Below are 20,300 nucleotides of genomic sequence, written 5' to 3' on the forward strand. Positions count from 1 at the left end.
ACGAGGTACCCGGGATCAGCAGCACGTTGGGCGCCACGCTGAGCGTCCACGCCAACGCGACCTGAGCGGGCGTGCGCCCTAGTCGCTGCGCGATCTCCTCGACCACCTGGTGGCTGAGCACCGGGTTGGGCTGCATAAACGCGGCGCCCAGCGGGAAGAACGGAACGAAGGCGATCCCCCGCGTCGTGCATTCCTCGAGCACCGCGGACGACTCGCGCTGAACCAGGTTGAATGCGTTTTGTACACAGGCGATTTCGGTGCGCTCCACGGCATGCAGCAGGTGCTCACGGTTGACATTGCTCAGCCCGACTCCGCCGATCAATCCCTTGTCGCGAGCCTCGATCATGGCCGAGAGCTGATCGTCGAACTGTTGGTCCGGGCCGTCGCTTTCGAACACTCGCAGGTTGACCACCGCCAGTTGCTCGACACCGAGGCTGCGCAGGTTCGTTTCGATGTCGTGGCGCAACTCGGCCGGCGCACCGGCCGGCAGCCAGGCCCCGTTGTCGTCGCGGCGCCCGCCGACCTTGCTGACCAGTGCCAGGTTCTGCGGATACGGATGCAGCGCGGCACGAATCAGCTCGTTGGCGACGTCGGGACCGTAAAACTGCGCGGTGTCGATGTGGTCGACGCCCAGTTCGACAGCGCGGCGCAGCACGGCCAGCGCTTCGTCGCGGTCGCGCGGCGGACCGAACGCATTGGGTCCGGGCAATTGCATGGCACCGAAGCCGACGCGGCTGACCGAAAACCCACCGAGTGGAAAGGGATCCATACGGTGAGGTTAGCGTCGAAGCATGGACACGTTTCACGCGCTCGTCGCGCGACAAGATGGTGACCGGATAACCGCGTCGGTCGAAACGCTGAACCACTCCGACCTGCCGCCCGGCGACGTGACGATCCGGGTCCTGTATTCGAGCGTCAACTACAAAGACGCGCTGGCGCTGACGACCGGTGGCGGCGTGGTGCGCGACTACCCGGTGGTGCCCGGCATCGACCTGACCGGTGAGGTCGTGGAGTCGACTGCACCCGAGTTCGCGGTGGGCGACCAGGTGCTGGCCCACGGGTATGCGATCGGCACCGGCCACCACGGCGGCTACGCCGAATACGCACGGTTGCCGGCCGACCAGGTGGTGGCACTCGGCGCGTTGAGCCCACACGAGGGGGCCGCGATCGGCACGGCGGGCTTCACCGCCGCGATGAGCGTGCGGGCACTGATCGACTGGGGCATCGCGCCCGACGCCGGTCCCGTCGTCGTCACCGGAGCCACCGGCGGCGTCGGCTCGGTCAGCGTGGACCTGCTCGCGGCCGCCGGCTACCAGGTGATCGCCTCGAGCGGCAAAGCCGAGGCCGCCGACCGGCTCAAAGCCCTTGGCGCCCAAGCGGTTATCGGCCGGTTGCCCGCCGACCCCGACGCCAAGCCTCGGCCGCTCGGCAAGGCGCGCTGGGCGGGCGGGGTTGACTGTGTGGGCGGCGCGACGCTGGCCGATGTGCTCAGCACCGTCGATTACGGCGGCGCGGTGGCGGCCAGCGGCCTCACCGGCGGTCCTGCCCTGCACACCACGGTGCTGCCGTTCATCCTGCGCGGAGTCGCGCTGCTGGGCATGGACTCGGTGCTGATGCCGATCGGACCGCGACGCGAATTGTGGGACCAGCTCGGCGATTCGTTGCGGCCGCGGCACCTGGACTCGCTGGTCAGCGATGTCGACGTGAAAAACGTCGTCGGAGTCATCGATCAGGTGCGCGCAGGCAAATTCTCCGGCCGGGCCGTGGTGCGGGTCGCGGGCGGATTTTGATCCGGCAGTAGGCTGATCAAGCGCTGTTCGGGCGCAGTGATGACAGCGCCGATGGCAGCGACGACGGAGGTGGCATGCGCGCGGTACAGGTGACTCGGCTCGATGGTCCAGACGCGGTCGAGTTGACCGACATCGACGAACCTTCGGGAGATGGGGTCGTCGTCGACGTGCACGCCGCCGGGGTGGCCTTCCCGGATGCCCTACTCACCCGGGGCCTCTACCAGTACCGCCCGGAGTTGCCCTTTGTGCTCGGCGCCGAGATCGCCGGCGTGGTCCGGTCGGCACCCGAGGGCGCGAAGGTGCGCGTGGGCGACCGGGTCGTCGGCCTCACGATGCTGTCCGGCGGCATGGCCGAGGTCGCGGTGTTGGCCCCGGACCGGGTGTTCAAGCTGCCCGACAATGTGAGCTTCGAGGCCGGCGCCGGCCTGCTGTTCAACGACCTGACGGTGTACTTCGCGCTGACCGTTCGTGGCCGGCTGCAGCGCGGCGAGACGGTTCTGGTGCACGGCGCCGCGGGAGGCATCGGAACCTCGGCGCTGCGGCTGGCGCCGGCGCTGGGCGCGTCCCGCACCATCGCCGTGGTCAGCACGCAGGACAAGGCCGACATCGCCACGGCGGCCGGCGCGACGGATGTGGTGCTGGCCGACGGTTTTAAGGACGCCGTGAAGGAGTTGACCCACGGCCGTGGCGTCGACATCGTCGTCGACCCGGTGGGCGGCGACCGGTTCACCGATTCCCTGCGCTCGCTTACTCCCGGCGGGCGGCTGCTGGTCGTCGGGTTCACCGGCGGCGAGATTCCGACCGTCAAGGTAAATCGATTGCTGCTCAACAACGTTGACGTGGTCGGCGTGGGTTGGGGCGCGTGGGCGGGGACGCATCCGGGCGCGCTCGACGAGCAGTGGGCCGGACTCGAACGTTTGCTCACCTCCGGGGAGCTGGCCCCGCCCGAGCCAGTCACCTACCCGCTGGAGCAAGTCGCGACCGCAGTCGCCTCCCTGGAGAACCGCAGCGCCAAGGGAAAGGTCGTGCTGCGCGTCCGCGGTTAGCCCGCACTTGGTCCCGTCTGCCACAGTGGTTTCGACGCGGGGCAGTCGACTGTTTGGCCGCCTCATAACGACAATCGTCCGCCGGTTTCGCGCGTCACCGGTGTTGTCGCTGTGCGGTGGGCACAAAACGAGCCGTACCCGGCGGAGACGCCTGTGGCGCTTGTGACGAACCCGGGACGGTGGCGAGGACCGCGCGCAACGACTCTTGTGCGGCCTAAAAAGAGAAAGTAATGTCACTTTCAGTTTTGTATCCCTGATTGCCACCCACCTGGTCCCCTCGGAGGAGCCGTCCATGGAATCCTTTGTGCACCTGCGAAAAGGCCGAACGCCGCGCCGCCTGCACGCCGACCTCGAAGGCCTCAAGGACGACGAGTTGGGCCGGGGCGGATTCACCGGCCGCACCGCCAACCTGTACCGGCGCCACGACCCCACCGCCTATCGGTCGGTCGGCCCGCTGCGTCCCATCGACGTGCTGTCCAGCGAGCTCAAGCCCAGCGATGCCACCGAAGCTGACGGTGGGCCGCTGCTGATGTTCAGCAACGACGACTGCCGAATTCTGTTGAGCCGTCGTCACGAGCCGATGCCGTTCTTCGTCCGTCATGTCGACGGCGACCTGCTGTGCTTCGTCCACCAGGGCAGCGGCCTAGCCGAGACGGAATTCGGGCCGCTGCGCTATCGGGAGGGCGACTGGCTGTACATCCCGAAGGCGTGCACTTGGCGCCAGCTGCCCGACAGCGCGACGACGATGCTGATGATCGAGGCCACCGACGAGTTTCGGGTGCCACCGCCCGGTGCGCTGGGCCGCCACTTCCCCTTCGACCCGTCGCAGGTCGTCATCCCCGAGCCGGTGCCGGCCGACGAGGCGGACGGCGAATTCGCGGTCCGGCTCATCCACGAGGGCGGCCCGACAACACTGTTCTACCAACACAATCCGATCGACGTCGAAGGCTGGCGCGGCGACAACTTCGCGTTCACCTTCAACATTGCCGACTACAACGTGGTCACGTCCGACAGTGTCCACCTGCCGCCGACGGTGCACCTGTTCATGCAGGCCACCGGTGTCTACGTGATGAACTTCCTGCCCAAACCCGCCGAGGGAATTCCCGGCACCGAACGCACACCGTGGTATCACCGCAACGTCGACTACGACGAGATCGCCTTCTTCCACGGCGGCTCGCTGTACGGGATCCCGATGCCGCCCGGGTTGATTTCGCATGCGCCCCAAGGGGTTCATCACGGCGCTCCGGAGAAGGCGCGGGAACGGGCGCGGCGCAAATTCGACGACTATTCCCGCGTCGACTGGCAGGTAATCGCCATCGACACGCGCCGACGGCTCACCCCGTCGGCCGAGGTACTGGCCCACGACCTAGGACAACATTGATGACGCACGCCAGCGACGATGCAGAACGAAGTGGACAGGAGGAGTGGCGTCAATGACCGCCGTGAAACCCAAGAAGTTCGAGTACGACCGGATCCCCTATCTCGTTGCCTTCCAGAACAATTCCGGGGTACGAGACGTGTACGGCGGCCTGGCCGAGATCACCGTGCTGGAGAGCTACCTGCTCAAGCCCAAGGACAAGCCGTCCGACACCGTCCTGGTGTTCATGCATCCCATCGGCGGGGGCGCCTACCTGCCGATGATCAACGCGCTGGCGCGGGCCGGCCACCACGTCATCTACTGCAACAGCCGCTTCCGCGGCACCGATTCGGCGCTGCTGATGGAGAAGGTCGTCGAGGATCTCGGCGAGTGCATCAAGGACGCCAAAAAGCGGCTCGGCTACCAGCAGGTGGTGCTGGCCGGATGGAGTGGCGGCGGTTCGTTGTCGGTGTTCTACCAGCAGCAGGCGCAGAATCCGACCATCACGTCCAGCCCGACCGGCGACGGCCCCGACCTGACCAAACTCGACCTGCCCGCCGCCGACGGCATCATGCTGCTTGCCGCGCACATCAGCCGGCACGGCACGCTGACCGAATGGCTGGACGCCTCGATCCTCGACGAATCCGACCCCACCAAACGGGATCCCGAGCTGGACCTGTACAACCCCGACAACCCCAATCAGCCGCCCTACAGCCAAGAATTCCTGGGCCGCTACCGGCAGGCGCAGATCGAGCGCAACCGACGCATCACCGCATGGGTCAGGGACAAGCTGGCCGAGTTGGCAGCCGACGGCCGGCCCGATGACGAGTTCGGCTTCGTCGTGCACGGCACCATGGCCGACCCGCGGTGGCTGGACCCGGCCGTCGATCCCAACGAACGCGCCCCCGGCACCTGCTACCTGGGGGATCCTCAGGTGGTGAACATGAGCCCGGTCGGGCTGGCCCGGTTCTCCACCCTGCGCGGCTGGCTTTCGCAGTGGAGTTACGACGACGCCCGAGGCGACGCGGTGGCTTGCGGGCCCGACATCGCGATCCCCGCGCTGGTGATCGGTAATCTGGCGGATGACGCCTGCACGCCCAGCCACACCCGGCGGCTGTTCCAGGCGATCGGACACGAGGACAAGGAGATGCACGAAATCCCCGGCGCCACACACTATTACGCGGGATCCGACCAACGCGACGCGCTGCGGGCCGCTGTCACTATTGTCACCGACTGGCTGGTGCGGCACGATTTCGCGAGCGCCGTATGACTTCCGCCGGCGACGATGCAGAGCCAGGCGATGAGCAGGAGCGGCGCATCGATGTAGCCGGCCCGCTGGATGGCGTTCGGGTGCTCGAACTGGGCACCCTGATCGCCGGGCCCTTCGCCGGCCGGCTACTCGGCGACATGGGCGCCGACGTCATCAAGGTGGAACTGCCCAAAGCGCCGGACCCCTTGCGCACCTGGGGTCAAGCCGAACTCGACGGGCAACACGTCTTCTGGACGGTGCACGCGCGGAACAAGAAGGCGATCACCCTGGACCTGCGCCACCCCCGCGGCCGCGAACTGTTCTGCGACCTCGTCGAGAAATCCGACATCGTGGTGGAGAACTTCCGTCCGGGCACCCTGGAGAAGTGGAACCTGGGCTACGACATACTCAGCGAACGCAATCCGGGCATCATCCTGGTCCGGGTGTCCGGCTACGGGCAGACCGGACCCGACGCCACCAAGGCCGGCTACGCCTCGGTCGCCGAAGCGGCCAGCGGGTTGCGGTACCTCAACGGTTTTCCCGGCGGCCCGCCGCCCCGGCTGGCGCTCTCGCTCGGTGACAGCCTGGCCGGCATGTTCGGCGCGCAGGGTGCGCTGGCCGCGCTGTACCGACGCAGCGTCACCGGGCGCGGTCAGGTGGTCGACGTCGCGCTGACCGAATCATGTTTGGCCGTACAGGAATCCACCATTCCCGACTACGACGCCGGCGGGGTGGTGCGCGGACCCTCGGGCACCCGCTTGGAGGGCATCGCCCCGTCGAACATCTACCGCAACGCCGACGGCTCGTGGGTGGTGATCGCCGCAAACCAGGACACCGTCTTCGCCCGGCTGTGCAAGGCGATGGGCCGCCCGGAGCTGGCCACCGACGACCGGTTCGCCACACACGTCGCCCGGGGCCGCAACCAAGACGAACTCGACAACATCATCGGGGCGTGGGCCGCGGAACGCCAGCCCGGTGAGATCACCGAAATCCTCTCCGCCGCAGGGGTAATCACGGGACCGATCAACACAGTCGCCGAGGTGGTGAACGACCCGCAGCTGCGGGCCCGCGGGATGCTGGTGGAGCACTACGACGAGCGTGTGCAGCGCAACGTGTTGGGGCCGGGCATCGTGCCGGTGCTTTCGGAATCGCCGGGGCAAGTCCGCAGCGCCGGCCCCGCGCGGCCTGGCCAGCACAATGACGACGTCTATATCGGGCTGCTGGGCAAGACGGCCGAGGAGCTCGAGGAGCTGCGCGCCGAGGAGGTGCTATGACCCACATTGAGATTCGAGAGGTGGCCCTGCGCGACGGTCTGCAGATCGAAACGCCAATCCCATTGTCTGCCAAGCTTGAACTGCTGGCCGCGGTGGCGGCCACCGGGGTTCGCGAGGTGGAGGTCACCGCGTTCGTCTCCCCGACGAAGGTGCCGTCGATGGCCGATGCCGCCGAGCTGGCCGCCCATCTGCATGACTACGCCGACATCGAATTCTCGGCCCTGGTGGCCAGTCCCAATGGCGCCAAGCGGGCCGTCGCCGCGGGGTTGCGCTCCATCGAGTACGTGGTGGCCGCCGACGACACCTTCAGCACGGCCAACGTCGGGCGCACCAGTGCCGAGGCCACCGCTGCGATCGACGAGATCGTCGCGATCGCACACGAAAGCAACGTCACCGTCGAGGTCGTCATCGCCACCGCCTGGGACTCGCCGTTCGAAGGCCCCACCCCGCCCCAGCGGGTGCTCGAGATCGCGGCGGCCGCCCGCGACCGCGGCGCCGACCGCCTGTCGATCGCCGACACCATCGGCACCACCACCCCGGGCAGGGTGAGTTCGCTGATCGCACAACTGCGTCCGGTGCTCGGCGACCTGCCGCTGGGCGGGCATTTCCACAACACCCGCGGCTCCGGGCTGGCCAGCGCCTACGCTGCGGTCAGCTCCGGGGTGACCCGGCTGGACGCCTCGGTCGGCGGCCTGGGCGGTTGCCCCTTCGCGCCGGGGGCCACCGGCAACATCGCCACCGAGGATCTCGTATACCTCCTCGGTGACAGCGGCTTCGACGTGGACGTCGAACTGCAGGCCGCCATCGCCGCGGCCGACGTGGCGAAGTCGCTGGTGGGACACGACCTGCCGAGCGCCCTGTTGCGCGCCGGCGACCGACGGAGACATTAAGTGCGGGGGAACTGATGTCCGCCCCGGAGGCGAACCGCGAGCTGACCGCCAAAGGCCGCCAGACCAGGCAGGCCATCGAGCAGTCCGCCCGGAAACTGTTCGCCGAGCGGGGCTTTCACGGCACCACCCTGGCCGACATCACATCGGCGGCGGGAAAATCGCCGGCGGTGTTCTACCGATACTTCACCGACAAGGAAGACCTGCTGGCCGCCCTCGCGGAATCGTTCCTGCACGAGGTGGTGACGCCGTCGGGATCGAGCGTTCACCTGCCGGACTCTCCCCCGCAAGCGGGAGGTGCCCCCACCAACGACGACGACTTTTTTACTGCGGTGGTCACCGGCTACTGGAACATGTTCAAGCAGAACATCGGCATCATGATCGCCGTGGCTCAGCTGGCCGCCACCCAACAGCGCTTCGCGGCCGTGCAGAACGAATTTCGGCGGTTCGGAATGGATCTCGTGGCGGCTTCGGTGCGCCGGGCCCAGGAGCAAGGTTACGGCACCGAGCTGCAGCCCCAGCACACCGCGGCGGCCATCGCGTTGCTGTTCGAGAACTTCACTACCGTGTTCGTCGGACCATCCGGCCCCGCAGGCCTCGGTCTGGACATCAGCGACGAAGACGCCATCGCGACCTTGTCGACGGTCTGGAAGAAAACCCTGTACGGCGGCCTCACGAGATCTTAGGAGAAGACGTGGATTTCACCCTGCCAGCGCACCTTCCTGGCCTGCTGGCCGAGATGGATGAGTTCATCGAGGCCGAGATCAAGCCGCTGGAACGCGACAACATGCAGTACTTCGATCAGCGTCGTGAGCACGCGCGCACCGACTGGGACAACGACGGGATCCCGACGCGCGAGTGGGAGGATCTGCTCTCCGAGATGCGCAGGCGAGCCGACAAGGCCGGCTGGCTGCGCTACGGATTGCCGGCCTCACTGGGCGGCCGCGACGGCAGCAACGTCGACATGGCGGTCATCCGGGAACACCTGGCGCACAAGGGTCTTGGCCTGCACAACGACCTGCAGAACGAGTCGTCGATCGTCGGGAACTTCCCGCAGGTGATCATGATGGAGCGGTTCGGCACCGAGGAGCAACGCAAGGAGTGGTCGGAAGCGTTGATCACCGGGCAACGGTCCATGGCCTTCGGCCTGACCGAGCCGCAGCACGGATCGGACGCAACCTGGCTGGAGACACACGCCGAACGCGACGGCGACAGCTGGGTGATCAACGGCTCCAAGCGGTTCAACACCGGCGTGCACCGTGCAACCCACGACCTGGTCTTCGCACGCACCTCCGGTGAACCGGGGGCCGCCCGCGGCATCACCGCGTTCCTGGTGCCGACCGATTCGCCCGGATTCAACGTTCCCTACTACTGGTGGACCTTCAACATGCCCACCGACCACGGCGAAGTCGAGCTGACCGATGTTCGGATTCCCGCCGACGCGGTACTCGGCGAGGTGGATCGCGGCCTGGAGGTCGCGCAAACCTTCCTGCACGAGAACCGGATTCGGCAGGCGGCGAGCAGCCTGGGCGCGGCGCAGTACTGCATCGACCGCGCCGCCGAATACGCCTCCAGCCGAAAGGTATTCGGCAAGCCCCTGTCGGTCAACCAGGCCGTGCAGTGGCCGCTGGCCGAGTTGGCAACCGAAGCGCAGATGGTGCGGCTGCTGGTGCAATACGCCGCCTGGCATCTGGACCGCGACCACCACATGGAGGTCTCCGACAAGGTTTCGATGGCGAATTACCGCGCCAACCGGCTGGTCTGCGACGCCGCCGACCGTGCGATGCAGGTCTATGGCGGCCTAGGCTACAGCCGGCACGAGCAGTTCGAACACATCTACCGCCATCACCGTCGCTACCGGATCACCGAGGGCGCAGAGGAAATACAAATTCGCCGAGTGGCGCAACGCCTGTTCAAATTCGGCAAGAAGTGATGGACAGGGTCGAGTCAGCGGAACTGGGCACCAAACTGGCCAGGGTGCTCACCGGGGCCCTCGGCGCCGACACTGCGGTCGAGAACCTGCGCGCGTTGACGGGTGGCGCCAGCAGAACCACCTGGGCGTTCGAGGCCGTCACCAACGCGCAGCGTCGTGCGCTGATCCTGCGCACCGGCCCTCCGGATGATGTGCATGCCGGCATGGAGCTCGAAGCCAGGACGCAGGCCGCCGCGGCGGCCGCGGGCGCGCCGGTCCCGCATGTGTTGATCGCCGACAATTCGCCTGCCGCACTGGGCAATCCGTTCCTGATCTGCGACGAGATCAAGGGCGAGACCATCGTGCGGCGTATCCAGCGGCAACTCGACGGCGCCGACGGTCACGCGTCCCGCACGCAGTTGCTGCAGCAGTGCGCGCAGGCGGTGGCCGCCATTCACCGCGCCGACACGGACGTTGCGGACCTGACCCACGAAGACCAACTGGCCGAATGGCGTCAACGCCTCGACGACATGGGCGACACCACCGCAACCTTCGAATGGGGGTTTCGCTGGCTGGCCGCCCACCGTCCCCAACCGTCGCCGGCTGTGTTGGTGCACGGCGACTTTCGGATGGGCAACCTCATTGTCGACGGGTCGAACCTTGCCGCGGTGCTGGACTGGGAGCTGGTGCACGTCGGGCAGGCGTACGAAGACCTGGCGTGGTTCTGTATCCGGGCCTGGCGATTCGGCGCACCGGCCGGCCTCGGCGCCGGCGGCCTGGGCAGCATCGACAGTTTCCTGCGAGCCTACGAGCAGGCCAGCGCGACTACGGTCGACCGGGTGGCGTTTCATTGGTGGCTGGTGCTGGCCACCTTGCGCTGGGGCGTCATCTGCCGCTTCCAGGCGGAACGGCACCTGAGCGGGCAAAACCGCTCGGTCGAGTTGGCGACCATCGGCCGTCGCGTCTGCGAGACCGAATGGGACCTCCTCAACCTCCTGGAGGCGCGGCCATGAACGGCGCATACGGTCGCCCGCTCGCCGCCGAACTGGTTGCCGCGGTCGCCGAATTCCTGGAAAACGATGTGCGCACCGCGACCGAAGGACAGGTCAACTTCCACGCCCGGGTCGCGGCCAACGCACTGCGCATCGTCGAGCGCGAACTGCTCGACGAAAGCGAGGCGGAATCCGGCGCGGCGCTGGCCGGGCTGGGCTTCGCCGATGAGGAACAGCTGGCCGCCGCGATACGGGCCGGCGACATGGACGGGCAAGCGGACCAAATCACCGCCTGCCTGCGCATTCTGGTGCGACGCCGATTGGCCGTCGCCCACCCCGGATACGACAGCGAATAGCTCGGCGATCAGATAGGAGCCAGACATGCCCGCTTCCACCACCGAGACGGTCCTCGATGCGGCCAACCGCCTGTTCACGGCGATCGAGCGAAGCGATGTCGCCGCAGTTGACGCGATGTGGAGCAACGACATCGCGGTGTGGCGCGTCGGCTCGCGGCGCGATGACGACAAGACCCGAGCGATGCGGGTCATCGATTGGTTCATCGGCGCGACCACGCAGCGTCGCTACGAAATCCTGGACCGGCAGGTCTTCGACGACGGATCCGCCCGGGGCTTCGTCCAGCAGCACATCTTGCACGCCACCGGGCGTGCCGGGCAGTCGATCTCGCTGCGGGTCTGCATCGTGATCCGGGTGCGCACGAACGGCCTGATCGAGCGGATCGACGAATACTTCGATCCCGCCGGGATCGCGCCGCTGATGAACTAGCGCTACATTCGCCACGACACATTGGGGGTGACGATGACCACTTTGGAGACACTGCTTCACGATCCCGACATGGCCGGCGTCTGGAACCTGGCCCCGGATCGCTCCGCCATCACGTTCAAGATCAGGAACATGTGGGGCCTGCTGAACGTCAAGGGCCGCTTCACCGATTTCAGCGGAGACGGCCAACTGACCGACAAGGGAGCGGTTTTCGGCCGCGTGGACATCCGTGCCGCCTCGCTGGGCACCGGCATCGGTCGTCGCGACAAACACCTGCGCTCGGCCGACTTCTTCGACGTCGACCGCTTCGGGGAGATCAGCGTCGTCGTCACCGCGGTGCACCCGACGAAAGGCAAGGCCGCCGACCTTCGGACCAGCTTCACGATCAAAGGCGTCACCGCCGAGGTGCCGCTGCCCGTCACGATCTCCGAGCTCGACGACGGCGCGATCCGCATCACCGGCGAAACCAAGCTCGATCGGGACCGGTTCGACCTGGGCTGGAACCGGGGCGGCATGATGAGCTCGACGGCAACGGTCGCTGCGGACGCCATCTTCGTGCGGGTATCGCAACGATGATTCGGCGGGCACCCCGCTGAACCCGGCGCGACACCAGTAGCATCTGCACCGTGTCCGACTCCACCATCGCCCTGCGGATCCTCGTCTACAGCAGCAACGTCCAAACCCGCGAACGAGTGATGCGGGCGCTGGGTAAGCAACTGCATCCCGATCTGCCCGAGCTGAGCTACGTCGAGGTGGCGACCGGGCCCATGGTGGTCGCGACAATGGACAAGGGCGGCATCGACTTGGCCATCCTGGACGGCGAGGCCACCCCGACCGGCGGCATGGGAATCGCAAAGCAGCTCAAAGACGAACTCGAAACCTGCCCACCCCTGGTCGTGCTGACCGGCCGGCCCGACGATGCGTGGTTGGCCTCCTGGTCGCGTGCCGAGGGCGCGGTGCCGCATCCCATCGACCCCATCCTGCTGGGCCGCACGGTGCTCAGCCTGCTGCGGGCCCCCGTTCGCTGATCCAATCCACGCCGCGGCTTTGCCGCGGCCGTTCCTTCCCGACCGCCGAATGCGGCAGCCCTGACCACTTCGGCCCCCACCGCCAAGGTGACGGCCGCTAGTCGCGACGTTGCTGACGACGGGCCATCCGCCCTGGCGACGCCGTTGATCTTCACCGCCGCAGCGATCGGCGCGGCCGCGTCTTTGCTGGTGGTCCCCCAGCAGTCGGTGCGGCGGATCGCGTTCGGCGGCCAGTGTTGGTTTCACCGGCTATCGAATTTGCGCAGCACAGGCACTTGGCACCACCGATGCTGCAAAAGGCCCACCCCGGGCAAGCGTGCCGCACGCCGCGACGCTATGTTGTAAATCACTGTGGCGGGCCTGCGGCCCGGTTCGTCACAGCAGCCCGGTTACCGCCTGGCCGCTGCAGGCGGCTCGTACGACGGATCATGGAGCGAGTTGAACGTCTACATACCCATCTTGGTGCTAGGCGCCATTGCCGCTGCCTTTGCCGTGGGCTCGGTGGCGATCGCGAGCCTGGCCGGCCCGTCACGTTTCAACAAGTCGAAGATGTCGGCGTACGAGTGTGGAATCGAACCCACCGAGACATCGGTGAGCGGCCCGCATGCGACAGCCGGGCAGCGCTTTCCGGTGAAGTACTACCTCACCGCGATGCTGTTCATCGTCTTCGACATCGAAATCGTGTTCCTGTATCCCTGGGCCGTCAGCTATGACGCGCTGGGTACTTTCGCTCTGGTCGAAATGGTGATTTTCATGCTGACGGTTTTCGTGGCCTATGCCTATGTGTGGCGCCGCGGCGGCCTGACGTGGGATTGAGGTAAGACGTGGGTCTTGAGGAACAGCTGCCCGGCGGAATTCTGCTGTCCACAGTCGAGAAGGTCGCGGGCTACGTCCGCAAGAACTCACTGTGGCCGGCAACGTTCGGGTTGGCCTGCTGCGCCATCGAGATGATGGCAACGGCCGGGCCAAGATTCGACCTCGCCCGGTTCGGCATGGAGCGATTCTCGGCCACCCCCCGGCAGGCCGATCTGATGATCGTCGCCGGCCGGGTCAGCCAGAAGATGGCTCCGGTGCTGCGACAGATCTACGACCAGATGGCCGAGCCGAAATGGGTGCTGGCCATGGGCGTGTGCGCGTCATCCGGCGGGATGTTCAACAACTACGCGGTCGTTCAGGGCGTCGATCACGTGGTTCCGGTGGACATCTACCTGCCCGGCTGCCCACCGCGACCCGAGATGCTGCTGTACGCAATCCTGAAGCTGCACGAGAAGATTCAGGAAATGCCGCTGGGCGTCAACCGAGAAACCGCCATCGCCGAAGCCGAGCAGGCGGCGCTGTCGGCCCGGCCCACGATCGAGATGCGCGGACTGCTGCGATGAGCTCACCGGACCAAGATCCCAAAGAAGCAATCAGCCGCGCCGACGAAGAAGTCATCGACGTGCGCCGCGGCATGTTCGGCGCCAAGGGCTCGGGTGACACGTCCGGTTACGGACGGCTGGTGCGCGAAGTCCTGCTTCCGGGCAGCAGCCCGCGGCCCTACGGCGGCTACTTCGACGAGGTGGTCGACGGACTGGCCGCGGCTTTGAACAAGGACAACGTCGAATTCACCGACGCCATCGAAAAAGTCGTGGTGGACCGCGACGAACTGACCTTGCACGTCCGCCGCGACGCGCTGGAGCAGGTCGCTCACCGGCTGCGCGACGACCCGCAGTTGCGCTTCGAAATGTGCCTGGGCGTCAGCGGGGTGCACTACCCGCACGAGACGGGACGCGAACTGCACGCGGTGTATCCGTTGCAGTCGATCACGCACAATCGCCGTGTCCGCCTGGAAGTGTCTGCGCCCGACGGTGATCCGCACATTCCCTCGCTGTTCCGGATTTATCCGACCACCGACTGGCACGAGCGCGAGACCTACGACTTCTTCGGCATCATCTTCGACGGGCACCCGTCGCTGACCCGCATCGAGATGCCCGACGACTGGCACGGGCACCCCCAGCGCAAGGACTACCCCCTCGGCGGAATTCCCGTCGAATACAAAGGCGCACAGATACCCCCGCCCGACGAGCGGAGAGCGTACAACTGATGAGCACCACCACTGAATCGACGCAAGACGGCGCCGGCGAGACGTTCGTGGTCGCCGGCGGCCAGGACTGGGACAAGGTCGTCGAAGCCGCCCGCGGGGTCGACCCCGGCGAACGCATCGTCGTCAACATGGGGCCTCAGCATCCGTCCACGCACGGGGTGTTGCGCCTGATCCTGGAAATCGAGGGCGAGACGGTCACCGACGTCCGCTGCGGCATCGGGTATTTGCACACCGGTATCGAAAAGAACCTCGAATACCGCTACTGGACCCAAGGTGTCACGTTCGTGACCCGGATGGATTACCTCGCACCATTTTTCAACGAGACGGCCTACTGCCTGGGTGTGGAGAAACTGCTCGGCATCACCGATCAGATTCCGGAGCGGGTCAACGTCATCCGGGTGATGACGATGGAGCTCAACCGGATCTCGTCGCATCTGGTGGCATTGGCCACCGGCGGCATGGAACTGGGCGCCATGACCCCGATGTTCGTCGGATTCCGGGGACGCGAGATCGTGCTGACCCTGTTCGAATCGATCACCGGCCTGCGAATGAACAGCGCCTACGTCCGCCCCGGGGGTGTGGCGCAGGACTTACCACCTAACGCGGAATCCGAGATCGTCGAGGGCCTTAAGGGACTCAAGCAAGTGCTGCGCGAAATGAGCGGTCTGCTCAACGAGAACGCCATCTGGAAGGCCCGCACCCAGGACGTCGGATATCTGGATCTGGCCGGTTGCATGGCGCTGGGCATCACCGGCCCCATCCTGCGTGCGACCGGGCTGCCCCACGATCTGCGCAAGAGCGAACCGTACTGCGGATACGAAAACTACGAATTCGACGTAATCACCGAAGACACGTGTGATGCTTACGGGCGCTACATGATTCGCGTCAACGAGATGTGGGAGTCGATCAAGATCGTCGAGCAGTGTCTGGACAAGCTGAAGCCGGGCCCGACCATGGTGCAGGACCGCAAGATCGCCTGGCCCGCCGACTTGAAGGTGGGCCCCGACGGCCTGGGCAACTCAGAAGAACACATCGCCAAAATCATGGGCGGCTCGATGGAGGCATTGATTCACCACTTCAAACTGGTCACCGAGGGCATCAGAGTTCCGGCGGGCCAGGTCTACACGGCGGTCGAATCGCCGCGCGGGGAGCTGGGCGTGCACATGGTCAGCGACGGCGGCACCCGCCCCTACCGGGTGCATTACCGAGACCCCTCGTTCACCAATCTGCAGTCGGTCGCGGCGATGTGCGAAGGCGGGATGGTCGCCGACCTGATCACCGCGGTCGCCAGCATCGACCCGGTCATGGGCGGGGTGGACCGATGACCGGGCCGCAGGGACAGCCGGTCTTCATCCGGCTCGGCCCACCGCCCGACGAGCCCAACGCGTTCGTCGTCGAGGGTGCGCCCAAGACGTATCCGCCCGAGGTGCGGGCCCGGCTGGAGGTCGACGCCAAGGAGATCATCGGCCGCTACCCCGACAAGCGTTCGGCGCTGTTGCCGCTGCTGCATCTGGTGCAAGCCCAGGATTCCTACCTGACACCGGCGGGCCTGGAGTTCTGCGGTGAGCAGCTGGGGCTCACCGGGGCCGAGGTGTCCGCGGTGGCGAGCTTCTACACAATGTATCGGCGCGGCCCCACCGGCGATTATCTCGTCGGTGTCTGCACAAATACGTTGTGCGCCATCATGGGTGGCGATGCGATCTTCGACGCCCTGCAGGAGCATCTGGGCGTCGGCAACGACGAGACCACGGCCGACGGCTCGGTCACGCTGCAGCACATCGAATGCAACGCCGCCTGCGATTACGCACCGGTAGTGATGGTGAACTGGGAGTTCTTCGACAATCAGACGCCGGAGTCGGCGCGCGAACTCGTCGACTCGCTGCGTTCCGGTGAGCCCCGGCCGCCCACTCGCGGTGCTCCGCTGTGCGTCTTCCGCGAGACGTCGCGCATCCTGGCCGGCCTGCCCGACGAGCGTCCTGACCAGGGACAGGGCGGCGCCGGCGCGGCCACCCTGGCCGGCCTGAAAGTAGCCAAGGAACACGGCATGGAGGCGCCCAGCGCGCCGGAAGGCCAGTAATGACAACAACTTCTGACACTTCGCAGACGACGCCGCTGACTCCGGTCATCAGCCGGTTCTGGGACGATCCCGAATCCTGGACTCTCGAGACCTACCACCGCCACGGCGGCTACGAAGCGATGAAGAAGGCGCTGGCGATGGAGCCCGACGCGGTGATCGGGGCGGTGAAGGACTCCGGGCTGCGCGGGCGCGGCGGCGCGGGATTCTCGACTGGGACGAAGTGGTCGTTCATCCCGCAGGGCGACACCGGCGCGGCCGCGAAACCGCATTACCTGGTGGTCAACGCCGACGAGTCGGAACCCGGTACGTGCAAAGACATTCCGCTGATGCTGGCGACGCCGCATGTCCTCGTCGAGGGCGTCATCATCGCCGCGTACGCGATCCGGGCCAGCCACGCGTTCATCTATGTGCGTGGGGAGGTGCTCCCAGTCCTGCGCCGCCTGCAGAACGCGGTGGTGGAGGCCTACGCGGCCGGTTACCTGGGCCGCGACATCAACGGCTCGGGCTTCGACCTGGAGCTGGTGGTGCACGCCGGTGCCGGCGCCTACATCTGCGGCGAGGAAACCGCGCTGCTGGACTCGCTGGAAGGCCGGCGCGGCCAGCCGCGGCTGCGCCCGCCCTTCCCGGCCGTGGCCGGACTCTACGGCTGCCCCACGGTGATCAACAACGTCGAGACCATCGCGAGCGTGCCGTCGATCATCGGCAACGGCGTGGACTGGTTCCGGTCGATGGGCAGCGAGAAATCGCCGGGCTTCACGCTGTATTCGCTGTCCGGCCACGTCGCCCGGCCCGGTCAGTACGAGGCCCCGCTGGGAATCACGTTGCGGGAGTTGCTCGCCTACGCCGGTGGCGTGCGGGCCGGGCATCGGCTCAAGTTCTGGACACCCGGCGGCTCGTCGACGCCGCTGCTGACCGACGAGCACCTCGATGTGCCGCTGGACTACGAGGGTGTCGGCGACGTCGGCTCGATGCTGGGCACCAAGGCGCTGGAGATCTTCGACGAGACCACCTGCGTGGTGCGTGCCGTGCGGCGCTGGACCTACTTCTACAAACACGAGTCGTGCGGAAAATGCACGCCGTGCCGCGAGGGCACCTTCTGGCTGGACCAGATTTACGAGCGGCTGGAAACCGGCAAGGGCACCGACGAGGACATCCAGAAGCTGCTGGACATCTCCGACACCATCCTGGGGAAGTCGTTCTGCGCCTTGGGCGATGGTGCCGCCAGCCCGGTGATGTCATCGATCAAGTTCTTCCGCGACGAATACGTCGCGCACGTCGAGGGCGGCGGATGCCCCTTCGATCCACGAGACTCCATGCTGACGGCGGAGCGCGAAGGCGCGAAAGGTTAGGACCCCGATGACCCGCGCCGGTGACGATGCAGAGCGAAGCGATGAGAAGGAGCGGCGCCCATGACTAGCGCGGCCAAAACCGAAACCGGCGACGAGGTGCGTCCGCCGGAAATGGTGACGCTGACCATCGACGGCAACGAGATCAGCGTTCCCAAGGGAACTCTGGTGATCCGGGCCGCCGAATTGATGGGCATCCAGATCCCCCGGTTCTGCGACCACCCGCTGCTGGAACCGGTCGGCGCGTGCCGGCAGTGTCTGGTCGAGGTCGAAGGGCAGCGCAAGCCGATGGCCTCGTGCACCACGGTCGCCACCGATGACATGGTGGTGCGTACCCAGCTCACCTCGGAGGCCGCCGACAAGGCTCAGCACGGCGTGATGGAGCTGTTGCTCATCAACCACCCGCTGGACTGCCCGATGTGCGACAAGGGCGGCGAATGCCCGCTGCAGAACCAGGCAATGTCCAACGGCCGCAGCGATTCTCGCTTTACCGACGTCAAGCGCACTTTCGCCAAGCCGATCAACATCTCGTCGCAGGTGCTGCTGGACCGGGAGCGCTGCATCCTGTGCGCGCGCTGCACCCGGTTCTCCGAGCAGATCGCCGGCGACACGTTCATCGACATGCAGGAACGAGGCGCCCTGCAGCAGGTCGGCATCTACGCCAACGAACCGTTCGACTCCTACTTCTCGGGCAACACCGTGCAAATCTGCCCGGTGGGCGCACTGACCGGGTCCTCGTACCGGTTCCGCGCCCGCCCTTTCGACTTGGTCTCCAGCCCCAGCGTCTGCGAGCACTGCGCTTCCGGGTGCGCGCAGCGCACCGACCACCGCCGCGGCAAGGTGCTGCGTCGGCTGGCCGGCGACGACCCCGAAGTCAACGAGGAGTGGAACTGCGACAAGGGCCGGTGGGCGTTCACCTACGCGACCCAGGCCGATGTGATCACCACTCCCCTGATCCGCGACGCCGACGGCTCGCTGCAACCGGCGTCGTGGTCGCACGCGATCGCCGTCTCGACCAGGAGCCTCGAAGCGACGCGTGGCCGAACGGGTGTGCTGGTCGGCGGCCGGGCCACCTTGGAGGACGCCTACGCCTATTCTAAGTTCGCGCGAATCGTGTTGGACAGCAACGATATCGACTTTCGAGCCCGCCCGAGTTCAGCCGAGGAGGCCGACTTCCTGGCCGCCCGGATCGCCGGCCAACCGATCACCGTCAGCTACGCCGATCTGGAATCGGCCCCGGTCGTGGTACTCGCCGGATTCGAGCCCGAAGATGAGTCACCCATCGTCTTCCTGCGGTTGCGCAAGGCGGCCCGCAAACACCGGTTGCCGATCTACGTCATCGCACCTTTCGCCACCCGCGCGCTGACCAAGATGTCTGGCCGCTTGATCAAGACCGTTCCCGGCGCCGAAGCTTCGGCACTGGACGGGCTGGCCAGCGGTGAGGTGGGTGATCTGCTCTCCAGCCCGGGGGCGGTCATCATGGTCGGCGAACGGCTGGCCACGGTGCCGGGCGGATTGTCCGCCGCGGCCCGGCTCGCCGACACCACCGGCGCCCGCCTGGCCTGGGTGCCGCGTCGCGCCGGCGAGCGGGGCGCGCTGGAAGCCGGTGCGCTGCCGGGCCTGCTGCCCGGTGGCCGGCCGGTCGACGACGAGACCGCCCGGGCGCAGGTCGCCCAGGCGTGGAACGTCTCCCAATTGCCCTCCGGCAGTGGACGTGACGCCGATGCAATCGTCGCCGCCGCCACCGACGGCACGCTGGGCGCGCTGCTCGTAGGCGGTGTCGAGCCCAACGACTTCACCGACCCGCAAGCGGTACTGGCGGCGCTGGACGGCGTCGCCTTCGTGGTCAGCTTGGAGTTGCGGCACAGCGCCGTAACCGAACGCGCCGACGTCGTCTTCCCGGTTGCACCGACGACGCAGAAGGCCGGTGCATTCGTCAACTGGGAGGGCCGCCTCCGGCCGTTCGAGGCGGCGCTGCGTAATACCCAGCAGGCCAGCCAATCCGACCACCAGGTGCTGGACGCGCTTGCCGACGAGATGGGCGTGTATCTGGGCATGTCCACCGTCGCCACGGCCCGCGAAGAACTGGCCGCGCTGCGGCACTGGGACGGCAAGCGCGCCGCGAGCCCGGACGTCGCGGCCGCCGAGCCGGCCCAGCCCGCCGCGGGCGAGGCCGTGTTGGCCGGCTGGCGGATGATGTTGGACAACGGCCGATTGCAAGACGGCGAGCCGCATCTCGCGGGAACCGCGCGCGAACCGGTCGCCCGGCTCTCCGCCGATACGGCCGCTGAGATCGGCGCCGCCGACGGCGACGCGGTCACTGTCAGCACGTCCCACGGATCCATCAGCCTGCCGCTGGTGATCACCGACATGCCCGACCGGGTGGTGTGGCTTCCGGTGAACTCGCCCGGCTCGGCGGTGCACCGCCAACTCGGCGTATCGGTTGGCAGCACAGTCAAGATCGGAGTTGGCTCATGAC

Annotated in this window: 21 protein-coding genes; 20 read left to right on the forward strand and 1 reads right to left on the reverse strand. The window is 66.9% G+C overall.

Annotated features, from left to right (window positions below):
• A partial coding sequence (locus VFW69_RS08890) for an aldo/keto reductase (protein WP_526500263.1) occupies window positions 1-769 on the reverse strand: 769 nt, incomplete at its 3' end.
• 22 nt (window positions 770-791) lie between these two features.
• Here VFW69_RS08890 and VFW69_RS08895 point away from each other — a divergent pair.
• From VFW69_RS08895 to VFW69_RS08990, 20 genes are all read left to right on the forward strand, one after another.
• A complete protein-coding gene (locus VFW69_RS08895) occupies window positions 792-1,790 on the forward strand; it encodes an acrylyl-CoA reductase family protein (protein WP_526500265.1) in 999 nt (332 codons plus the stop codon).
• 74 nt (window positions 1,791-1,864) lie between these two features.
• Complete coding sequence (locus tag VFW69_RS08900) at window positions 1,865-2,836, forward strand: NADPH:quinone oxidoreductase family protein (RefSeq protein ID WP_526500267.1); 972 nt, start codon at window positions 1,865-1,867, stop codon at window positions 2,834-2,836.
• 292 nt (window positions 2,837-3,128) lie between these two features.
• Window positions 3,129-4,217, forward strand: coding sequence for a homogentisate 1,2-dioxygenase (locus VFW69_RS08905; RefSeq protein WP_526500269.1), 1,089 nt, complete (start codon window positions 3,129-3,131; stop codon window positions 4,215-4,217).
• 52 nt (window positions 4,218-4,269) lie between these two features.
• Complete coding sequence (locus tag VFW69_RS08910) at window positions 4,270-5,463, forward strand: alpha/beta hydrolase family protein (protein WP_526500271.1); 1,194 nt, start codon at window positions 4,270-4,272, stop codon at window positions 5,461-5,463.
• The gene (locus VFW69_RS08915) at window positions 5,460-6,716 is read left to right on the forward strand and encodes a CaiB/BaiF CoA transferase family protein (protein ID WP_526500273.1); all 1,257 of its coding nucleotides are present in this window, start codon (window positions 5,460-5,462) and stop codon (window positions 6,714-6,716) included. The genes VFW69_RS08910 and VFW69_RS08915 overlap by 4 nt, the downstream gene beginning before the upstream one ends.
• Entirely contained in the window at window positions 6,713-7,606 is an 894-nt protein-coding gene (locus VFW69_RS08920) for a hydroxymethylglutaryl-CoA lyase (RefSeq protein ID WP_526500275.1), read from the forward strand. The genes VFW69_RS08915 and VFW69_RS08920 overlap by 4 nt, the downstream gene beginning before the upstream one ends.
• Before the next feature lie 14 nt (window positions 7,607-7,620).
• Window positions 7,621-8,289 carry a TetR/AcrR family transcriptional regulator gene (locus tag VFW69_RS08925; protein ID WP_526500277.1) on the forward strand — a complete coding sequence of 223 codons (669 nt, stop codon included), beginning with the start codon at window positions 7,621-7,623 and terminating at the stop codon, window positions 8,287-8,289.
• Between the two features lie 8 nt (window positions 8,290-8,297).
• The gene (locus VFW69_RS08930) at window positions 8,298-9,536 is read left to right on the forward strand and encodes an acyl-CoA dehydrogenase family protein (RefSeq protein ID WP_526500279.1); all 1,239 of its coding nucleotides are present in this window, start codon (window positions 8,298-8,300) and stop codon (window positions 9,534-9,536) included.
• A complete protein-coding gene (locus VFW69_RS08935) occupies window positions 9,536-10,528 on the forward strand; it encodes a phosphotransferase family protein (protein ID WP_526500281.1) in 993 nt (330 codons plus the stop codon). The genes VFW69_RS08930 and VFW69_RS08935 overlap by 1 nt, the downstream gene beginning before the upstream one ends.
• Window positions 10,525-10,863: a DUF6285 domain-containing protein gene (locus VFW69_RS08940; protein WP_526500283.1), complete on the forward strand. Its 339-nt coding sequence runs from the start codon at window positions 10,525-10,527 to the stop codon at window positions 10,861-10,863. Before VFW69_RS08935 ends, VFW69_RS08940 begins: the two co-directional genes overlap by 4 nt.
• 25 nt (window positions 10,864-10,888) lie before the next feature.
• Window positions 10,889-11,290: a nuclear transport factor 2 family protein gene (locus VFW69_RS08945; protein ID WP_526500285.1), complete on the forward strand. Its 402-nt coding sequence runs from the start codon at window positions 10,889-10,891 to the stop codon at window positions 11,288-11,290.
• A 33-nt stretch (window positions 11,291-11,323) separates the two neighbouring features.
• Window positions 11,324-11,863, forward strand: a complete 540-nt coding sequence (locus VFW69_RS08950) for a YceI family protein (RefSeq protein ID WP_526500287.1) — start codon at window positions 11,324-11,326, stop codon at window positions 11,861-11,863.
• A gap of 50 nt (window positions 11,864-11,913) precedes the next feature.
• Complete coding sequence (locus VFW69_RS08955) at window positions 11,914-12,315, forward strand: Rv3143 family two-component system response regulator (RefSeq protein WP_526500289.1); 402 nt, start codon at window positions 11,914-11,916, stop codon at window positions 12,313-12,315.
• A 438-nt stretch (window positions 12,316-12,753) separates the two neighbouring features.
• On the forward strand, window positions 12,754-13,131 hold the full coding sequence (locus VFW69_RS08960; RefSeq protein ID WP_221046193.1) for an NADH-quinone oxidoreductase subunit A: 378 nt from the start codon (window positions 12,754-12,756) through the stop codon (window positions 13,129-13,131).
• 8 nt (window positions 13,132-13,139) lie between these two features.
• The gene (locus VFW69_RS08965; RefSeq protein WP_067126301.1) at window positions 13,140-13,694 is read left to right on the forward strand and encodes a NuoB/complex I 20 kDa subunit family protein; all 555 of its coding nucleotides are present in this window, start codon (window positions 13,140-13,142) and stop codon (window positions 13,692-13,694) included.
• The gene (locus VFW69_RS08970; RefSeq protein WP_526500292.1) at window positions 13,691-14,398 is read left to right on the forward strand and encodes an NADH-quinone oxidoreductase subunit C; all 708 of its coding nucleotides are present in this window, start codon (window positions 13,691-13,693) and stop codon (window positions 14,396-14,398) included. The genes VFW69_RS08965 and VFW69_RS08970 overlap by 4 nt, the downstream gene beginning before the upstream one ends.
• Window positions 14,398-15,723, forward strand: coding sequence for an NADH dehydrogenase (quinone) subunit D (gene nuoD / locus VFW69_RS08975; RefSeq protein ID WP_526500294.1), 1,326 nt, complete (start codon window positions 14,398-14,400; stop codon window positions 15,721-15,723). The genes VFW69_RS08970 and nuoD overlap by 1 nt, the downstream gene beginning before the upstream one ends.
• Window positions 15,720-16,475: an NADH-quinone oxidoreductase subunit NuoE gene (gene nuoE / locus VFW69_RS08980; protein WP_526500296.1), complete on the forward strand. Its 756-nt coding sequence runs from the start codon at window positions 15,720-15,722 to the stop codon at window positions 16,473-16,475. The genes nuoD and nuoE overlap by 4 nt, the downstream gene beginning before the upstream one ends.
• Window positions 16,475-17,824, forward strand: coding sequence for an NADH-quinone oxidoreductase subunit NuoF (gene nuoF, locus VFW69_RS08985; protein ID WP_526500298.1), 1,350 nt, complete (start codon window positions 16,475-16,477; stop codon window positions 17,822-17,824). Before nuoE ends, nuoF begins: the two co-directional genes overlap by 1 nt.
• A 60-nt stretch (window positions 17,825-17,884) precedes the next feature.
• On the forward strand, window positions 17,885-20,299 hold the full coding sequence (locus VFW69_RS08990) for an NADH-quinone oxidoreductase subunit G (protein ID WP_526500300.1): 2,415 nt from the start codon (window positions 17,885-17,887) through the stop codon (window positions 20,297-20,299).
• Window position 20,300: the final 1 nt, after the last annotated feature.

This window comes from Mycobacterium sp. (genome assembly GCF_036273375.1).
GTDB lineage: Bacteria > Actinomycetota > Actinomycetes > Mycobacteriales > Mycobacteriaceae > Mycobacterium.